12 protein-coding genes and 1 tRNA gene are annotated in these 13,611 nt (G+C 70.3%); 3 read left to right on the plus strand and 10 right to left on the minus strand.

Annotation, left to right across the window (positions count from 1 at the left end):
• Positions 1-80: 80 nt before the first annotated feature.
• From D892_RS0110425 to D892_RS0110445, 5 genes are all read right to left on the minus strand, one after another.
• Positions 81-1,055 carry a hypothetical protein gene (locus D892_RS0110425; RefSeq protein WP_156959459.1) on the minus strand — a complete coding sequence of 325 codons (975 nt, stop codon included), beginning with the start codon at positions 1,053-1,055 and terminating at the stop codon, positions 81-83.
• Positions 1,056-1,114: 59 nt separating this feature from the next.
• A complete protein-coding gene (locus tag D892_RS0110430; RefSeq protein WP_024801182.1) occupies positions 1,115-2,398 on the minus strand; it encodes a site-specific integrase in 1,284 nt (427 codons plus the stop codon).
• 114 nt (positions 2,399-2,512) lie between these two features.
• A tRNA-Ser gene (locus D892_RS0110435) sits at positions 2,513-2,603 on the minus strand.
• Positions 2,604-2,656: 53 nt separating this feature from the next.
• Positions 2,657-3,112 (minus strand): nucleoside deaminase, encoded by a 456-nt coding sequence (locus D892_RS0110440; protein ID WP_036566895.1) that lies wholly within the window; start codon positions 3,110-3,112, stop codon positions 2,657-2,659.
• 272 nt (positions 3,113-3,384) lie between these two features.
• Positions 3,385-3,924: a tRNA adenosine deaminase-associated protein gene (locus tag D892_RS0110445; RefSeq protein WP_024801184.1), complete on the minus strand. Its 540-nt coding sequence runs from the start codon at positions 3,922-3,924 to the stop codon at positions 3,385-3,387.
• Positions 3,925-3,982: 58 nt separating this feature from the next.
• Here D892_RS0110445 and D892_RS0110450 point away from each other — a divergent pair, with 58 nt between their 5' ends.
• Positions 3,983-4,936 carry a prephenate dehydrogenase gene (locus D892_RS0110450; protein ID WP_024801185.1) on the plus strand — a complete coding sequence of 318 codons (954 nt, stop codon included), beginning with the start codon at positions 3,983-3,985 and terminating at the stop codon, positions 4,934-4,936.
• Positions 4,937-5,068: 132 nt separating this feature from the next.
• On the opposite strand, the gene D892_RS0110455 is transcribed toward D892_RS0110450, so the two are convergent.
• The 3 genes from D892_RS0110455 to D892_RS0110465 all read right to left on the minus strand — a co-directional run bounded on the left by D892_RS0110455 (position 5,069) and on the right by D892_RS0110465 (position 9,806).
• Positions 5,069-5,617: a putative glycolipid-binding domain-containing protein gene (locus tag D892_RS0110455; protein WP_036568575.1), complete on the minus strand. Its 549-nt coding sequence runs from the start codon at positions 5,615-5,617 to the stop codon at positions 5,069-5,071.
• A gap of 278 nt (positions 5,618-5,895) precedes the next feature.
• On the minus strand, positions 5,896-7,854 hold the full coding sequence (locus tag D892_RS0110460) for an ABC transporter ATP-binding protein (RefSeq protein ID WP_024801187.1): 1,959 nt from the start codon (positions 7,852-7,854) through the stop codon (positions 5,896-5,898).
• Positions 7,855-7,925: 71 nt separating this feature from the next.
• Positions 7,926-9,806 carry an ABC transporter ATP-binding protein gene (locus tag D892_RS0110465; RefSeq protein WP_024801188.1) on the minus strand — a complete coding sequence of 627 codons (1,881 nt, stop codon included), beginning with the start codon at positions 9,804-9,806 and terminating at the stop codon, positions 7,926-7,928.
• A 161-nt stretch (positions 9,807-9,967) separates the two neighbouring features.
• Between D892_RS0110465 and D892_RS0110470 the strand changes: the two genes are divergently transcribed.
• Positions 9,968-10,246, plus strand: coding sequence for a putative quinol monooxygenase (locus D892_RS0110470; RefSeq protein WP_024801189.1), 279 nt, complete (start codon positions 9,968-9,970; stop codon positions 10,244-10,246).
• Positions 10,247-10,270: 24 nt separating this feature from the next.
• Here D892_RS0110470 and D892_RS0110475 read toward each other — a convergent pair whose 3' ends face one another.
• Positions 10,271-11,020 (minus strand): maleylpyruvate isomerase family mycothiol-dependent enzyme, encoded by a 750-nt coding sequence (locus D892_RS0110475; protein ID WP_024801190.1) that lies wholly within the window; start codon positions 11,018-11,020, stop codon positions 10,271-10,273.
• 115 nt (positions 11,021-11,135) lie between these two features.
• Here D892_RS0110475 and D892_RS0110480 point away from each other — a divergent pair, with 115 nt between their 5' ends.
• Positions 11,136-12,701, plus strand: a complete 1,566-nt coding sequence (locus tag D892_RS0110480) for an esterase-like activity of phytase family protein (protein ID WP_198036873.1) — start codon at positions 11,136-11,138, stop codon at positions 12,699-12,701.
• Positions 12,702-12,773: 72 nt separating this feature from the next.
• Here D892_RS0110480 and D892_RS40880 read toward each other — a convergent pair whose 3' ends face one another.
• Positions 12,774-13,598 (minus strand): DUF998 domain-containing protein, encoded by an 825-nt coding sequence (locus D892_RS40880; protein WP_024801192.1) that lies wholly within the window; start codon positions 13,596-13,598, stop codon positions 12,774-12,776.
• Between the last annotated feature and the right edge of the window lie 13 nt (positions 13,599-13,611).

Raw genomic sequence — 13,611 nt, forward strand, 5'->3', positions numbered from 1 at the left:
ACTGGACCCGACGGGAGACCAGAGACGATTTACCCTAGCCCAAGGCGGTGCCGAATTGGCACCCCCTTGTTGCTACGCCCTCACCTGCGGGTACCGCGCCTCTCGCCGAGTTCGGCCCGCGCGGCGTCCAGGTCACTCCGGAGTTCGGCACGGTCCCGGGCGGCGGCCTCACGTACAGCGGCGAGTTCAGCGGCGTACTGCTGCCGCATGTCGCGCACGTTCTGGTCGGCGGTGGCGTGCGCGGCGGCCATATCCTCCACCCGAGCGTCCTGTAGCTCCGCGACCCGCTCCTGATGCTGTGCGCGCTCGGCCTGCAGATCGTCGTGCAGCCGCCGGGCTTCGGCACCCTGCTCCTCCGCCGCTCGCGTCGCCTCGCCCTGCTGATGCCGCGGGACCGCTTCGGACCGGCGGGCGGCATCGACACGTTCCCGGGCCTGCAGCAGAGCGTCCTCGGCCTCCGCGTACACCCGGGTCGTCTCCTCCTCTGCTTCCTGCTGAGTCTCGGTGATCTGCTGCTTGGCGTCGTCGACGATGCGGGTGGTGCGCTTCAACGTCTCGTCCCGCTCGTCGATAGCCTCCTCCGCCGCCGCGGCAGCGACCTCCTCCGCCGCGCGGGCGGCATCCCGTTCCCGCTCGGCCAGCCGGGCACGCCGTTCGGCCGCGTCGCGCGCCTCCTCCGCCTCTGCCACCTTCCGATCACACTCGCGCTGGATGTGCGCGATCTCCTCGGTCAGCGACGCCGGGTCGGCGACGGCCGCGACCACGTCGCCGGCGTCGTGAGCCACCGCCGTGAACCGTTCGGTCAGCTCACGCATCTCGGCCACCAGGTCGGCCAGGGTCGCGACCCGGTCGGTCACCGGCCGGGTGATCGGGGCGGCCTCCCGCGCGGCGGCCTTCTCCGCCTTGCGGGCGATCTTGCGCCGCTCATCGAACGCGCGGCGCGCGGTGTGCGCCGGGTCGGCGCAGAACAGGTTGGGAGCGCCGGGACCTTCCCGGCGTTCGACCGCCGCCCCGCACAGGCGATCCGCGCCCAGCGGAAACTGGCAGGTTCTCACCGGATTCGATTCATTCGATCCGTTAGCGCTGGACGAATTGAATTCGACCACCGTGCCCATCACCGGTCACCCCCGTTGCTGAAGAGTGGACGGAGCTGCTCGAATGCCGTGCGGGCTGTGCCGGTGTCCGCCGCAATGACCTCGTCGGCGGAAGGCGTGAGCGATCGCTCCGCCTGCTCCGAACGACGCGGTGATCGGACCGGCGCGGTGGTGCCGGGAACCCTGCGTCGGATCGCGGCAAGACCCTCGGCAGCGGCAGCGCCCGCGTTGCGGTCGAGGTGCCCATACCGATCGACCGTGGTCTTGATGGACTCGTGGCCGAGGTGAGCCTGGATGAACGGCAGCGGGACGCCGGCGGCGATCATCCAGCTGGCGCAGGTGTGCCGCAGATCGTAGGACCGGGGCCGTTTCCCGTTCAGCTTGTCGACGACGACATTGCCGTCGGCGTCGATCTGGACGAGCTTGGCGATCGCCGGATTCCAGGCGCGTTTGCGGTAGTAGTCAGCGAGGACCGGGCCGCCGTCGTAGGTCTGGAACAGCAGCTGATCGGACGGGCGATCGAGGTCGAGTAGTTCGATGGTTTCCGGCGGCAGGTTGATGGTGCGCACCGACTTCTTCGTCTTCGGCGGGCCGACGACCCAGCCGTTGACGCGGGTCCGCTTCCACGCCTTGCTGATTCGGACGGTGCACTGGTCGCGGTTGATGTCGCCGACAAGCACGGCCGCTGTCTCGTTGGGTCGTGCGCCCGAGGCAACCGCGAATTCGGTCTGCACGTACCAGCGGTCGGCCATGGTGTCGCGCACCAACGTGTACTCCTCCAACTCAAGGAAGCACATTTCCGAGTTGTGCTGGGGCAGACGGATTCCGACGCACGGATTCGCGGTGATGATCTTCTCGTCGACCATCCAGGCCATGGCTGCGGCGAGGAATCCGTGCTTGTTGGCGATCGTCTTGCCGGAGGCGCCGGCGGCCTCCATTCCGTTGACCCAGCGAGCGACGGTTACCCGGTCGATGAACACGGCCGGCAGCGTGCCCATGAACGGCAGGATGTCGTTGCGACGATATCCGTGGTACTGGGCGCGGGTGGCAGTGGTGATGCCGGTGAGCTGGTCGATGTAGTCGGTGAGCGCCTTGTCGAGCAGCACCATGGTGGTGCCGGCGCTGCGTTCGGCGTCGAGGATCCTCAGCGCGGCGGCGGGGCCAACGCGATCGAGGATGTCGCGCCAGCGCAGCGCGGCGGCGTGGTCGTCGAAACTGACTGAGGACTGGGTGCCGTCGTGGCGGTAGAGGACCTGGGAGTACGAGCTGCCGTCGGCTCGTGTGCGGATGCGGATGCTGGACAACTTGGTACACCTTCCGGAACGGATCGGTGCGCCGACATCCCCTCAGATGTGTTGACCGCTGGTTGACCACCGGCAGGGGATTCTCTGTCGAAAATCCCCTGACCAGGGGGTTTGTGGCGGTGGCGGAGGGATTCGAACCCTCGGAGGGGGGTTACCCCTCACACGCTTTCGAGGCGTGCTCCTTAGGCCGCTCGGACACGCCACCGCCCGTGACAGTACCGGACGGGGGCGCGAATCTCGAAATCGTCGCCGGGCGGCTCAGGGGCGCTGGGTGCGGAAGAAGGCGTCCAGCGTTGCGGCGCAGTCGGTTTCGAGGATGCCGCCGCGAACCTGGGGACGGTGGTTGAGACGGCGATCACGGACGACATCCCAGAGCGAGCCGACCGCGCCCGTCTTCGGTTCCCAGGCGCCGAACAGCAGGCGGTCCACCCGAGCCGCGACCAGGGCACCGGCGCACATCGTGCACGGCTCGAGCGTCACCGCCAGGGTGGTGCCCGTCAGCCGCCAGCCGTCGCCGTGCGCCTCGGCGGCCCGGCGCAGGGCCAGCACCTCGGCGTGTGCGGTCGGGTCGCCGAGCGCCTCGCGAGCATTCGCGGCGCGGGCCAGTTCGCGACCCGAGGAGTCGAAGACGACGGCGCCGACCGGCACGTCGCGGGGATCGGCGGCCGCGGCGGCCGATAATGCCGCGCGGATCAGGTCCTCGTCCGAGGGCATCACAGGATCACGCCCTCCGGCCGACGACCAGGCATTCGACCGACGACGCACAGCTGTTGCCTGCTCGGTGTCAGGCACCCACCCGGCAGGCCGACGGCCGTCCCGCACCCGACGCCCGAGCGGGCGATGGGTCCTCGATTCCGATGCCTGCCCGGCAGCCGACGACCACGCAGCAATGTCGCTTGCCCGGCAACGGCCGACCGTTCGGTGCACCAGACCCTCCCGGCATCGGCTATCCGGTCGGCGTTCGGTGACAGCTCGGCACCCAACACTCAGCGCGGCAGCTTGTCCAGCACCGCCGCGAGCTCGTCGGCGAAACCCAGGCGCTGCGCGATCATTCCGAGCTGTTCGTCGGGGTAGAGATCGGTCTCGTCCAGGATCACGCTGAACACCGGCTCGGGCAGACCGAGATCGGCGAGTACGCCGAGATCGCCTTCCTCCCACGGCTCGATGTCGTCCAGTTCGTCGGGGTCGATATCGGGAACCTCGACATTCAGCGCCTCGAGCACGTCCGCGGCGATGTCGTAATCGATCGCGGCCGTGGCATCCGAGAGCAACAGCCGGCTGCCGGTGGGCGCGGGGCGCAACACGATGAAGAATTCATCGTCGACATCGAGCAGTCCGAACACCGCTCCGGTACTGCGCAATGCGCGCAGTTCGTGTTCGGCCGCCGACAAACTGTTCAGTGCCGCGGGGCTGAGCGGGCTGCATCGCCAGGTGCTTTCTTCGCGGACAACCGCCACTGCGAACCCTTCGACGTCGTCATAATCGTCCGACGCCGCCTTGTTCGTGCTCGAGCGCTGTGCTGCCATGGCCGCAACGGTAGTCCGCTTGGGGGGAAATGTTGAAGTCGTATGCGAATCTGATCGAGTGACGGACGATCGGAAATCGGCGATTTGCGTGCTGGGAACCGGATTGATCGGCGGCTCGGTGCTGCGCGCCGCCGTCGCCGCGGGCTATGACGCCTGGGGCTACAACCGTTCCGAGGCCGGAACGCGCGCCGCGCGGAGCGACGGATTCGATGTCGACAGCGATATCGAGGCCGTGCTCCGGCGTGCCGCGGCGGCCGATGCGCTACTGGTGGTGGGCGTCCCGATGCCGGCCCTCGACGCGATCCTGTCCGACGTGGCGCTGTTCGCGCCCGGCTGCCCGCTCACCGACGTGGTGAGCGTCAAGGCGCCGGTGGCCACGGCCGTGCACCGGCACGAGCTGGGCGCGCACTACGTGGGCGGGCACCCGATGGCCGGTACCGCCGAATCCGGTTGGGCGGCATCGACTTCCGAGCTGTTCCGCGGCGCGGCCTGGGCGATCGGCGTCGACACCGGCACCCGGGCCGAGCCGTGGACACGGGTGGCGCGGCTGGCCCTCGACTGCGGCTCCTATCTCGTGCCGGTGGTCGCCGCCGAACACGACCGCGCGGTGGCCCGCGTGTCGCACCTGCCGCACGTGCTGGCCGAGGCGCTGGCGGTGGCCGGGGCGGCCGGCGGCGACCTGGCGCTGGGACTGGCCGCGGGCTCGTTCCGCGACGGCACCCGGGTCGCCGCCACCGCCCCCGGCCTGGTGCGCGCCATCTGCGAACCGAACGCCGACGCCCTGCGCGACGCCCTCGACGACGCCCTGCGCCTGCTCACCGACGCGCGCGACACCCTGGCCGCCGACGGCGCCCTCGGCGCACTGATCGACGCCGGCTACAGCGAGCGCGACCGCTACGACACCCTGGAACGCTGGGACATCACCGGAATCCGCCCGGGCGACCACGACTGGCTGGAGAAACTGCATGAGGCCGGGCAGCGCGGCGGCGTGATCCGCGAACTGGGCGCCTGATTGAGCGTTGGCCCGCCGTGGGATTCACTCGGCCTGCCTGTCCGACGCCGACCGGCACGTAGTGCTCATGCCGCCGGTGAGCACGTCCAACGGAGTACTCACAACACACTCCGGCACCCGGCGGAACGCCGCTCAGATCCGCGCGGCCAGGCCCGGATAGTCGAGCAGGAATCCGTCCGGATCCACGGTGACGGTCGCGCTGGAGACCGGGGACAGGACGTGGATGCCGTCGGCGCCGCTGGAGTAGGTCAGGCTCGCCTCCTGCACCAGCAGGTCGGGCAGGCGGACGTAGACCACGGGGACCTGGATGTCGCCGGCCGCCTGGGCCAGGCCGTAGCGGCGGATCGGCAGCGTGTTGAAGAAGGGGCTCAGCACCACGTCGACGTCCAGGGCGCCGCCGAAGGTGGACCGGACGTGCGTGCCGCCGGCATCGATCAGCCAGTAGTTCTCCTCGTCGCGCGCGATCGAGGCGTGCTGCTCCCCCGCCGCCACGGTGCTGCGCAGCGACAGCCGCCTGGTCACCCCGATCTCGTCGGTGACCAGGTCGTAGGAGGCGCTGAAGGCGGGGTGGTCGGTGCATTCGCCCGCGATGATCCGGCCCGAGGCGCGGACCCGGTTGCCGTTGACGATCACCCGCACCGACTCCATGCGCGACGCGTTGTGCGATCGCCAGGTGAGCATCGCCGGCCAGCGCGACACCGCCGCTGCCGTGTCCACGCTCGCGGCGTTCTCGGGGGCCGTCGGGTTGCCCTGGGCTGCCTCGCTCACGTCTCTACCGTAAGCGACGCGCCCTCTCGCGCCCGCGCGCCGTAGTGCTTCGGAGCCCCGCGTGCCGCGCCCCCTACCGTCGGTCGCCCCGCACCTCGGCAACCATTCGGAAACCGCCGCACGGCCGCGACCTCGCGTGTCCGGTCCGGACGCCGGTACCGTCGCGACCCGTCGGGCCGCGGCGCCGGACCTCACACCAGCGACTCCTGCCAGGCCCGGTGCAACGACGCGAAACGTCCGGTGGCGGCGGCCAATTCGGCGGGGGAACCGTCCTCGACGATGCGACCGGCCGCCAGCACCAGCACCCGATCGGCGATGGCGACGGTGGACAGGCGGTGCGCGATGATCACGGCCGTGCGATCGCGCAGCACCGTCTCCAGCGCGTGCTGCACCTGGCGCTCACCGGGGATGTCCAGGCTCGAGGTGGCCTCGTCGAGCACGATCACCGCCGGATCGGCCAGGAACACCCGGGCGAAGGCGACCAGCTGCCGCTGCCCGGCGGACAGCCGCCCGCCGCGCTTGCGCACATCGGTGTCGAAACCCTCCGGCAGCGACATCACGAAGTCGTACAGCCCGACGGACCGGGCCGCGGCATGCACCTCCGTCTCCGCCGCGTCGGGTCGGCCGAGCCGGATATTGTCGGCCACCGAACCGGAGAACAGATACGACTCCTGCGTCACCATGGCGATATTGGCGCGCAGCTCAACATCGGATACCTCCCGCAGATCCACCCCGTCCAGCCGGACGATGCCGGCGGTCGGATCGTAGAAACGCGCGACGAGTTTGGCGAGCGTCGATTTGCCCGCACCGGTGGCACCGACCAGCGCGACCACCTGCCCCGCCGGAATATCCAGCGAGAATTGCGGCAGCACCGAAGTTGTCCCCGGTTTTTCCGGCCTTTCGTCGCCCTCCTGAGTTTTTCGTTCCGGGTACTCGAATTGAACGTCTTCCAGCCGCAATTCACCACGCGCCCGGCCGATCGGTTTCGGCGCCCGCGGTTCCGGCACCGTGGGACGTTCCTCCAGAACTCCGGAGATTCGCTCCAGCGCCGCGGCCGCGGACTGATAGGAGTTGAATACCTGGGCCAGTTCGTCCAGCGGTCCGTAGAACTGCCGCAGATACAGCAGGAACGCCGCCAGCACGCCGATCTCGATGTGGCCGTGAATGACCCGCCACGCGCCGACCAGCAGGATCACCACGGTGGTCCCATTGCTGATCAGGCGCACCAGGCCGATATAGGAGGCCATGCCGCGCAGCGCTCCCGCGTTGGCCTCGCGGTATTCGGCGTCCTCGGTCGCCAGGATGGTCGCGTTGCGGTCTTCACGGCGGAATGCCTGCACCGCACGGATCCCGCCCATCACCTCCACGAAGTGGACCACCACCTTCGCGATGGTGCTGCGGGTGCGCCGGTACCCCGCGCGCTGCCGCCGCTGCGCCCAGCGGGTCACGTAGAGCAGCGGGACGAATCCGGCCAGCACCACCAGCGCCAGCGGGATGTCCAGCCACAGCAGGATCACCGCGATGGTCGCCACCGACAGCACCGCGCTCAGGGCGTCGTTGAGGGCGCGCTCGAGCAGATCGTCGAGGGATTCCAGATCGCTGGTGAGCCGGGCGACGATCTTGCCGGAGGTGTAGTTCTCGTGGAACTCGATCGACAGCCGCTGCGCCTGCGTGAACACCCGCATCCGCAGATCGAACAGGATCTGCTGGCTCAGCCGCCCGGTGATGCGCACGAACAGGAAGGTGGTGACGCCGCCCAGCAGCGCGCAGCCGGCCGCCCCGCCGACCGCGAGCGCCAGCGGCACCCAGTCGCCCGACATCGCCGGGCGCACACCGGCATCGAGCCCGTGCGCGACGAACAGCGGCGCCGACACCATGGCCGCGTTGTCCACCAGCACCAGCGCCAGCGCGGCCAGCGCCCACAACCGGTACGGCCGCACCAGCGACCACAGCAGCCGCCGCTGCCGCGCCGCCAGCGCCAGATTCACCTCATCGGTCGCCTCGGTGTCCTCCGAGGCGACCCCGCGCCACTCGGCCTCGGAGTCGAGCGAAGGCGGTGTTTTCGCATCGGCCACCGAGGTGGCGGAGCGGGCCGGCGAGGACTCCGGACCGCGCTCGGTATTCGGTTGCACGGCAGTATCTTCCGGCATGTTGTCACCTCCTTCGTATCGGATCGTCGAACCCTCGGCGAACGGCGCGGCGGGCCGGTCCGAGGTTCGGTTCAGCCACCGTGCGCGGCCGGCTCGGCATCGACCTCACCTCCCATCAGTTCGCGATAGCGCGGGCAGGTCTCCAGCAGTCGCTCGTGCGGGCCGTCGGCGATGATGCGGCCGCCGTCCAGCACCGCGACGCGGTCGGCCCAGGCGGCCGTGGACGGACGATGGGCGACCAGCAGCACCGTGGCGCCGTCCAGCGCCGCGTGCAGCCGCGCCTGCACCAGCTCCTCGGTGGTGACGTCGAGCGCCGACAGCGGATCGTCCAGCACCACCAGATGACCTCCCGTATGCCGCTGCCGATCCAGCACCGCCCGGGCCAGGGCCAGGCGCTGGCGCTGCCCACCGGACAGGCTCAAACCCTGCTCACCGATGCGGGTGCGCAGGCCCCACGGAAGGTCGTCGACGAATTGCGTCGCGCAGGCGACCTCGAGCGCGGCGCGCACCTGCTCCGTGGTCGCGTCCGGATAGCCGAGCGTGATGTTCTCCCGCACGCTCGCCGAGAACAGCACCGGATCCTCGAAGGCGACCGACACGATCGCGCGCAGGTCGGTCAGCCGCAGCGAGCGGATGTCGACGCCGTCGATGGTGACCGAGCCGTCCGAGACGTCCGTGACGTCCGAGCCGCCCAAGCCCCCCGAGACGTCGAACAGCCGCGGAACCAGACCCAGCAGCGCCGACTTCCCGCTACCGGTCGCGCCGACCACCGCGACCGTCTCCCCCGGCCGGATCCGCAGCGAAATATCGTGCAGCAGATCGCGTTCGGCGTCCGGGAACCGGAAACGCACGCTCTCGAACCGCAGTTCGCCGCGCAGCGGCCGGGGCACCGGCGCCGGATGCACGGGATCGGTGATCTCCACCGGGGTGTCGATGATCTCCCAGTACCGCTCCGCCGCGGTGCGGGCCTGATTCGACTCCGCCAGCAGGAAGCCCAGGCCGATGATCGGCCACTGCAGATAGGTGACCAGCGTGATGCCCGCGATCAGCGTGCCCAGCGTCATCGCGTTCACCGTCAGCAGGTAGCAGCCGATCGCGAGCGCGGCCGCGATCCCCAAGCCCGCCAAGGTGTTCAACGCCGTCCACAGCCGCGCGGCCAGCCCCACTTTGACCAGCTCCAAGCGCTGCAGATCCCGGGCCTGCCACTCGAACCGCCGGCCGAACCACGGGCCGCGGCCGAACGCCTTCAGCACCCGGATGCCCTGTGCCGACTCCTCCACCGTGGTGGCCAGATCGCCCGACTGGTCCTGGGCACGCCGCGACGCGCGACCGTACTCCTGCTCGAACCGCAGGGCCAGCAGCACCAGCGGCACGGCGATGAGCAACTCGACCAGGCCGATCTGCCACGCGAATCCGAACAGGATCAGCACACCGGCCACGAGCGTCACCGTCAGCGCGACCAGCGACGGCGCCACGAAGGCGAAGAACCGGCGCAGCGTCGACATGTCGGTGATGGCGCGCGAGGTCAGCTGGCCCGATTCCAGGCCGTCGTGCACGCCGACCGAGAGGATCTGCAACCGCCGGAACAGCTTGGCGCGCAGGTGGACCTCCAACTGCGCGGCCGGTTTCGCGATGATCCAGCGGCGCAGCCACGACGCCGCCGTGCTGAACACCGACAGCACGATCACCAGCACCAGCGGCGACCAGATCGCGCCGAAGTCGCGCCGGGAGATGGGACCGTCGACGATCCGCGCGGTCAGCACCGGCAGCAGCAGATCGGAGACCATCCCCAGCGCCGACAGCACCGCGCCGGTGTACAGCGCGCGCCGGTACGGCCGGATATCGGGCCAGAGCCGCCGCAGCGGACCGGGACGCGAATCATCGACGGGGACAATCGATCCGGTACTGTCGGCCTCCGTATCGGACGAGGCTCCCGCCAGAGCAACGGACACAGCTTCCCCCCTAATCGTCTCGCGCGAGATTGTTCGCGGGCCCACGCAGCGGGGCGCTCGCAGCTCGCGCCGGGGTCCGGTCATCCAGAGTGCCAGCACGAGCGGGGCCGCCGCCACAGATTTTCGGGGCCTCGTGCCCGGTCCGGCCTACACTGCGCGCTGTGCTGATCATCGCCGGATACCTCCGCGTCACCGACCGCGCCCGCTATCTCGACAGCTGCCGCGCGGTGGTCGAGGCGGCGCGGGCGACCGCGGGCTGCCTGGACTACAGCCTCGGCGCGGACCTGGTCGAATCCGATCGCGTCACCGTCTACGAGCGCTGGACCTCCCGCGCGGCCGTCGAGGCGTTCCGCGGCGACGGGCCCGGCGCGGATCTGTCCGCCCTGATCGTCGCCGCCGACGTGCGCGAATTCGACTACGCGGCCGAGCGGAAACTCTGACCCCGCCGACCCCGGGAGTACCGCCTACAACCAGGCAGGCAGGTCGGGACGGTCGCCGGTCAGATCGGTGCCGTCGGAGCGGCCGATGAGCCAGGCGAGCACCTGCGCGGCGGGGCCACCGACGACCGTGGTCGGCGCCGGCCCGACGGTGGCGGTGTAACCGGTGTCGGTGGTGCTGATCGTGAAACTGGCCCCGGTCTCGTCCGGATCGGAGGCCGACGGCTCCGCGGCGCTGTCGAAGCCCGCGATCACCTCGGGCAACAGGCGCGCGACGAATTCCGCGGGCCAGTCCGCCGGCCGGTAGCCGATCGCCAGATCGACACGGTGGATCTCCACCTCGCGCAGCCGCAGCCACGGAATCATGGTGGCCGGCACGTCCTTTCCACCGCGGGTACGCACGGGCGTGGGCCAGCGCTCGGCGGGCATGGCGCGCGCCAGGGCGAGCCAGCGCTCGGAGGCGGCGCGCAGATCCTCGATCTGCTCGCCGATCGGCCGCGGCGCTCCCCTCGCGATATCCGAGTCACGCAGGAAATCGCTGGCGTACTGCGCGGTTTCGATGCCGGTGCGCGCCCACAGCAGCAGATTCACCAGCCCGTCGGCATTGCGCGCCAGGTGTGTCAGGACGTGGCCGCGGGTCCAGCCGGCGCACAGCGAGGGCTCGGCCACGTCGCCGTCGTTCAGGTCGGCCAGCGCGTCGAACAGCCGCCGGTCGGCCGCCTCGACGGTGTCGAGCAGGGACAGGTGCTCGCCGAGCTCCGGTGCGTTGCTGGTCACGAGTGCGACCTTACTCACGGCGGTGGCGCCGCGCCGCCCCCTGAACCGGCCTCCCGGACACAACTGTTCAAACGATCGTCGCTCGGGCGTTGCCCGCACACTGTAGGCAACATGGGTGAGTACCAGCCGCACCCTCCGATCCGTGACGCTGGCGGCCGCCCTGTGCGCCGTCGCCGTCACCGCCTGCTCGTCCGGCAACACCCCGGACGACCTGACCACCGGCAAGGATCGGCCGCTGGCGATCTCCATGGACGATCTGCTCGCCCGCGCGGGCGGCAGCGCCGCGGTCGCGATCGCCGACCCCGAACACGGACGTCTCGAGCGCCGCGCCGGCGGCACGGTGACCTACATTCCGGACCAGGGCTTCACCGGCTCGGACACGCTCCACGTCACGACCACCGACGCGATGCGCCTCTACACCACCGACATCCCGCCGCTCGGGCAGTTCGGCGGAACGACGGTGCAGGGCAGCGGATTCGGCTCCGCGCTCACCCCGGTACCCGGCTCACCCGGCGAGTTCTACGGCCTGACCGACCGCGGCCCCAACGTGGACGGCCCGGACAAGAACGAGAAGCTCACGCCGACACCGGATTACGTGCCCAAGATCGGCCGGTTCCAGCTGACCGGCGCCCGCGCGGTGCTGAAGTCGGCCATCGATCTGAAGAATCGCGCGGGCGTCCCGTTCAACGGCCTGGTAGATACGGCCGCGACCACCGGGGAGACGATCCGCGGCCTGGACGGCGCCGCGCTGCCGCCGACCGATCACGGCCTGGACCCGGAGGGCCTGGTGGCGTTGCCCGACGGAACGTTCTGGGTCTCCGACGAGTACGGCCCGTTCCTGGTCCACCTCGATGCCGCCGGAACCGAGATCGAGCGGCTCGCGCCGGGCAGCGGCCTGCCGAAGGAACTGTCGCTGCGCACGCCCAACCAGGGCATGGAGGGACTGACGGTCACGCCGGACGGCTCGAAGCTGGTCGGGATCGTCCAGAGCGGCTTGCAGACACCGGGGCTCGGCTCGGCCCGAGAAGTTCCGATGACCCGCATCGTGACCGTCGACCTGGCCTCGAAGGCGGTCGCGGAATTCGTGTATCCGCTGGAGGATCCGAAGAGCAAGCTGGCCGTCTCGGAGATCACCGCGCTCGACGACACCACGTTCCTGGTCGACGAGCGCGACGGCGAGCTCGCCCCGAAGGCGAACAAGAAGTTGTGGACCATCGACCTCGCCGGAGCCACCGATGTCGGCCCGCGCGCGGCCGTACCCGGCGCCCGCTACGACCCGAACCTCGGACTGCTGATCGATGACAAGCCGCTGGAGACCTCCGTCGGCGCCGTGCCCACCGCCGACGGCACGGCGGCCCTGCGCCGGGCCGGGATCACCCCGGTGACCAAGCGCTCGAATCTCGACCTGGCGGGTGTGGTCGCCGGGCTCGCGGCCGACGGCGGCTTCTTCGGCCACGACAAGATCGAGGGCGTCGCCACCGCCGACGGCGGCAAGACGCTCTACGTGGCCAACGACAGCGATTTCGGCCTCGCGGGCAGCAGCGGCGACCGGCCACCGTTCGGCCTGCGCCCGAAGACGCTGCCGAACGGGCTCCAGGACAGCGGCGAGATCCTCGCGATCGACACCGGGAAACTCCCGGCACGCACGCAGGAGGCGTCGGTCACCGTGACCGTCCGGTAATTCTCAGGATTTCCCCATACTGCGCACGGATACCGGCCAGACGGCGGTGCCACCGTGGAGTCATGAACATCGTTATCGAAACAGCCGTCGGGGCCGCGGCTCTGGCCATCCTGGCCGCCATGGCGATATCCGGGGCGGTCGCGTCGGCGGCCCCGCGCTCGCTGGTGGCCGTGCGCGAGCGCCGCCGCTGACCGCCCGCTCCGCCACGACGATCTGCACGGCCAGCACCACCAGCCACAGCGACATCGACCCCACCTGAATGCGCTGGGCGATCCCGAGCGCGTAGTCACCCGACAGGTTGTCGGCGATCATCATCCACACGGTGGCCGCCGCCCCGAGCAGCGGGATCCACAGCCCGGCATGCCGCACGACCGGCCGGCAGCGGTACCGGAACGCGGCCAGGCCGAACAGGACCATCGCCGCGAAGATCGACGTCACGGCGAGCGTGCTGGTCAGCGCGTGTACCTGGTGCAACTGCGGAAACAGGCCGTTGTCACAGCCGCCCGGACAGGGCTGGATCGGCCATTGCGCGTCCGCGATAGTCGACGCGCCGAAACAGCCCAGGGCTATCCACGCCGCGGTCGACAGCCGACGCCGCCGGAACGCGCACAGCCCACCGACCGCGGCGGCCAGCGCCAGGCTGCCCGCGACCGTGTCGCCGGTGGAGAACACCCAGCCGTAGGGCTTGCCGTCGGCATCGAGTTCACTGAGGAACGAGTCGACCGGATTCAGTCCTATTGGCAGCACGAACTCGAGAACCCACGAGGAATAACAGATACCGGCCACCGCGACGGCCGCGGCCACGCACCAGCGCAGGATCCGCGGTCGCCGGCTCACCGGCTGCGGATCCCGCTCGAGCACGGCCGCCGCCGCACGCTGATGATCGCTCGGCGTCATCGCTCTCGCTTCG

Source organism: Nocardia sp. BMG51109 (genome assembly GCF_000526215.1).
In the GTDB taxonomy this organism is placed as follows: Bacteria; Actinomycetota; Actinomycetes; order Mycobacteriales; family Mycobacteriaceae; genus Nocardia.

Excerpts from the sequence above, each read along its gene's own strand:
- D892_RS0110440 (WP_036566895.1), bottom strand. The coding sequence starts at position 3,112 with ATGCCCTCGGACGAGGACCTGATCCGCGCGGCATTATCGGCCGCCGCG.
- D892_RS0110445 (WP_024801184.1), bottom strand. The coding sequence starts at position 3,924 with ATGGCAGCACAGCGCTCGAGCACGAACAAGGCGGCGTCGGACGATTAT.
- D892_RS0110455 (WP_036568575.1), bottom strand. The coding sequence starts at position 5,617 with ATGCTCACCTGGCGATCGCACAACGCGTCGCGCATGGAGTCGGTGCGG.
- D892_RS0110460 (WP_024801187.1), bottom strand. The coding sequence starts at position 7,854 with ATGCCGGAAGATACTGCCGTGCAACCGAATACCGAGCGCGGTCCGGAG.
- D892_RS40880 (WP_024801192.1), bottom strand. The coding sequence starts at position 13,598 with ATGACGCCGAGCGATCATCAGCGTGCGGCGGCGGCCGTGCTCGAGCGG.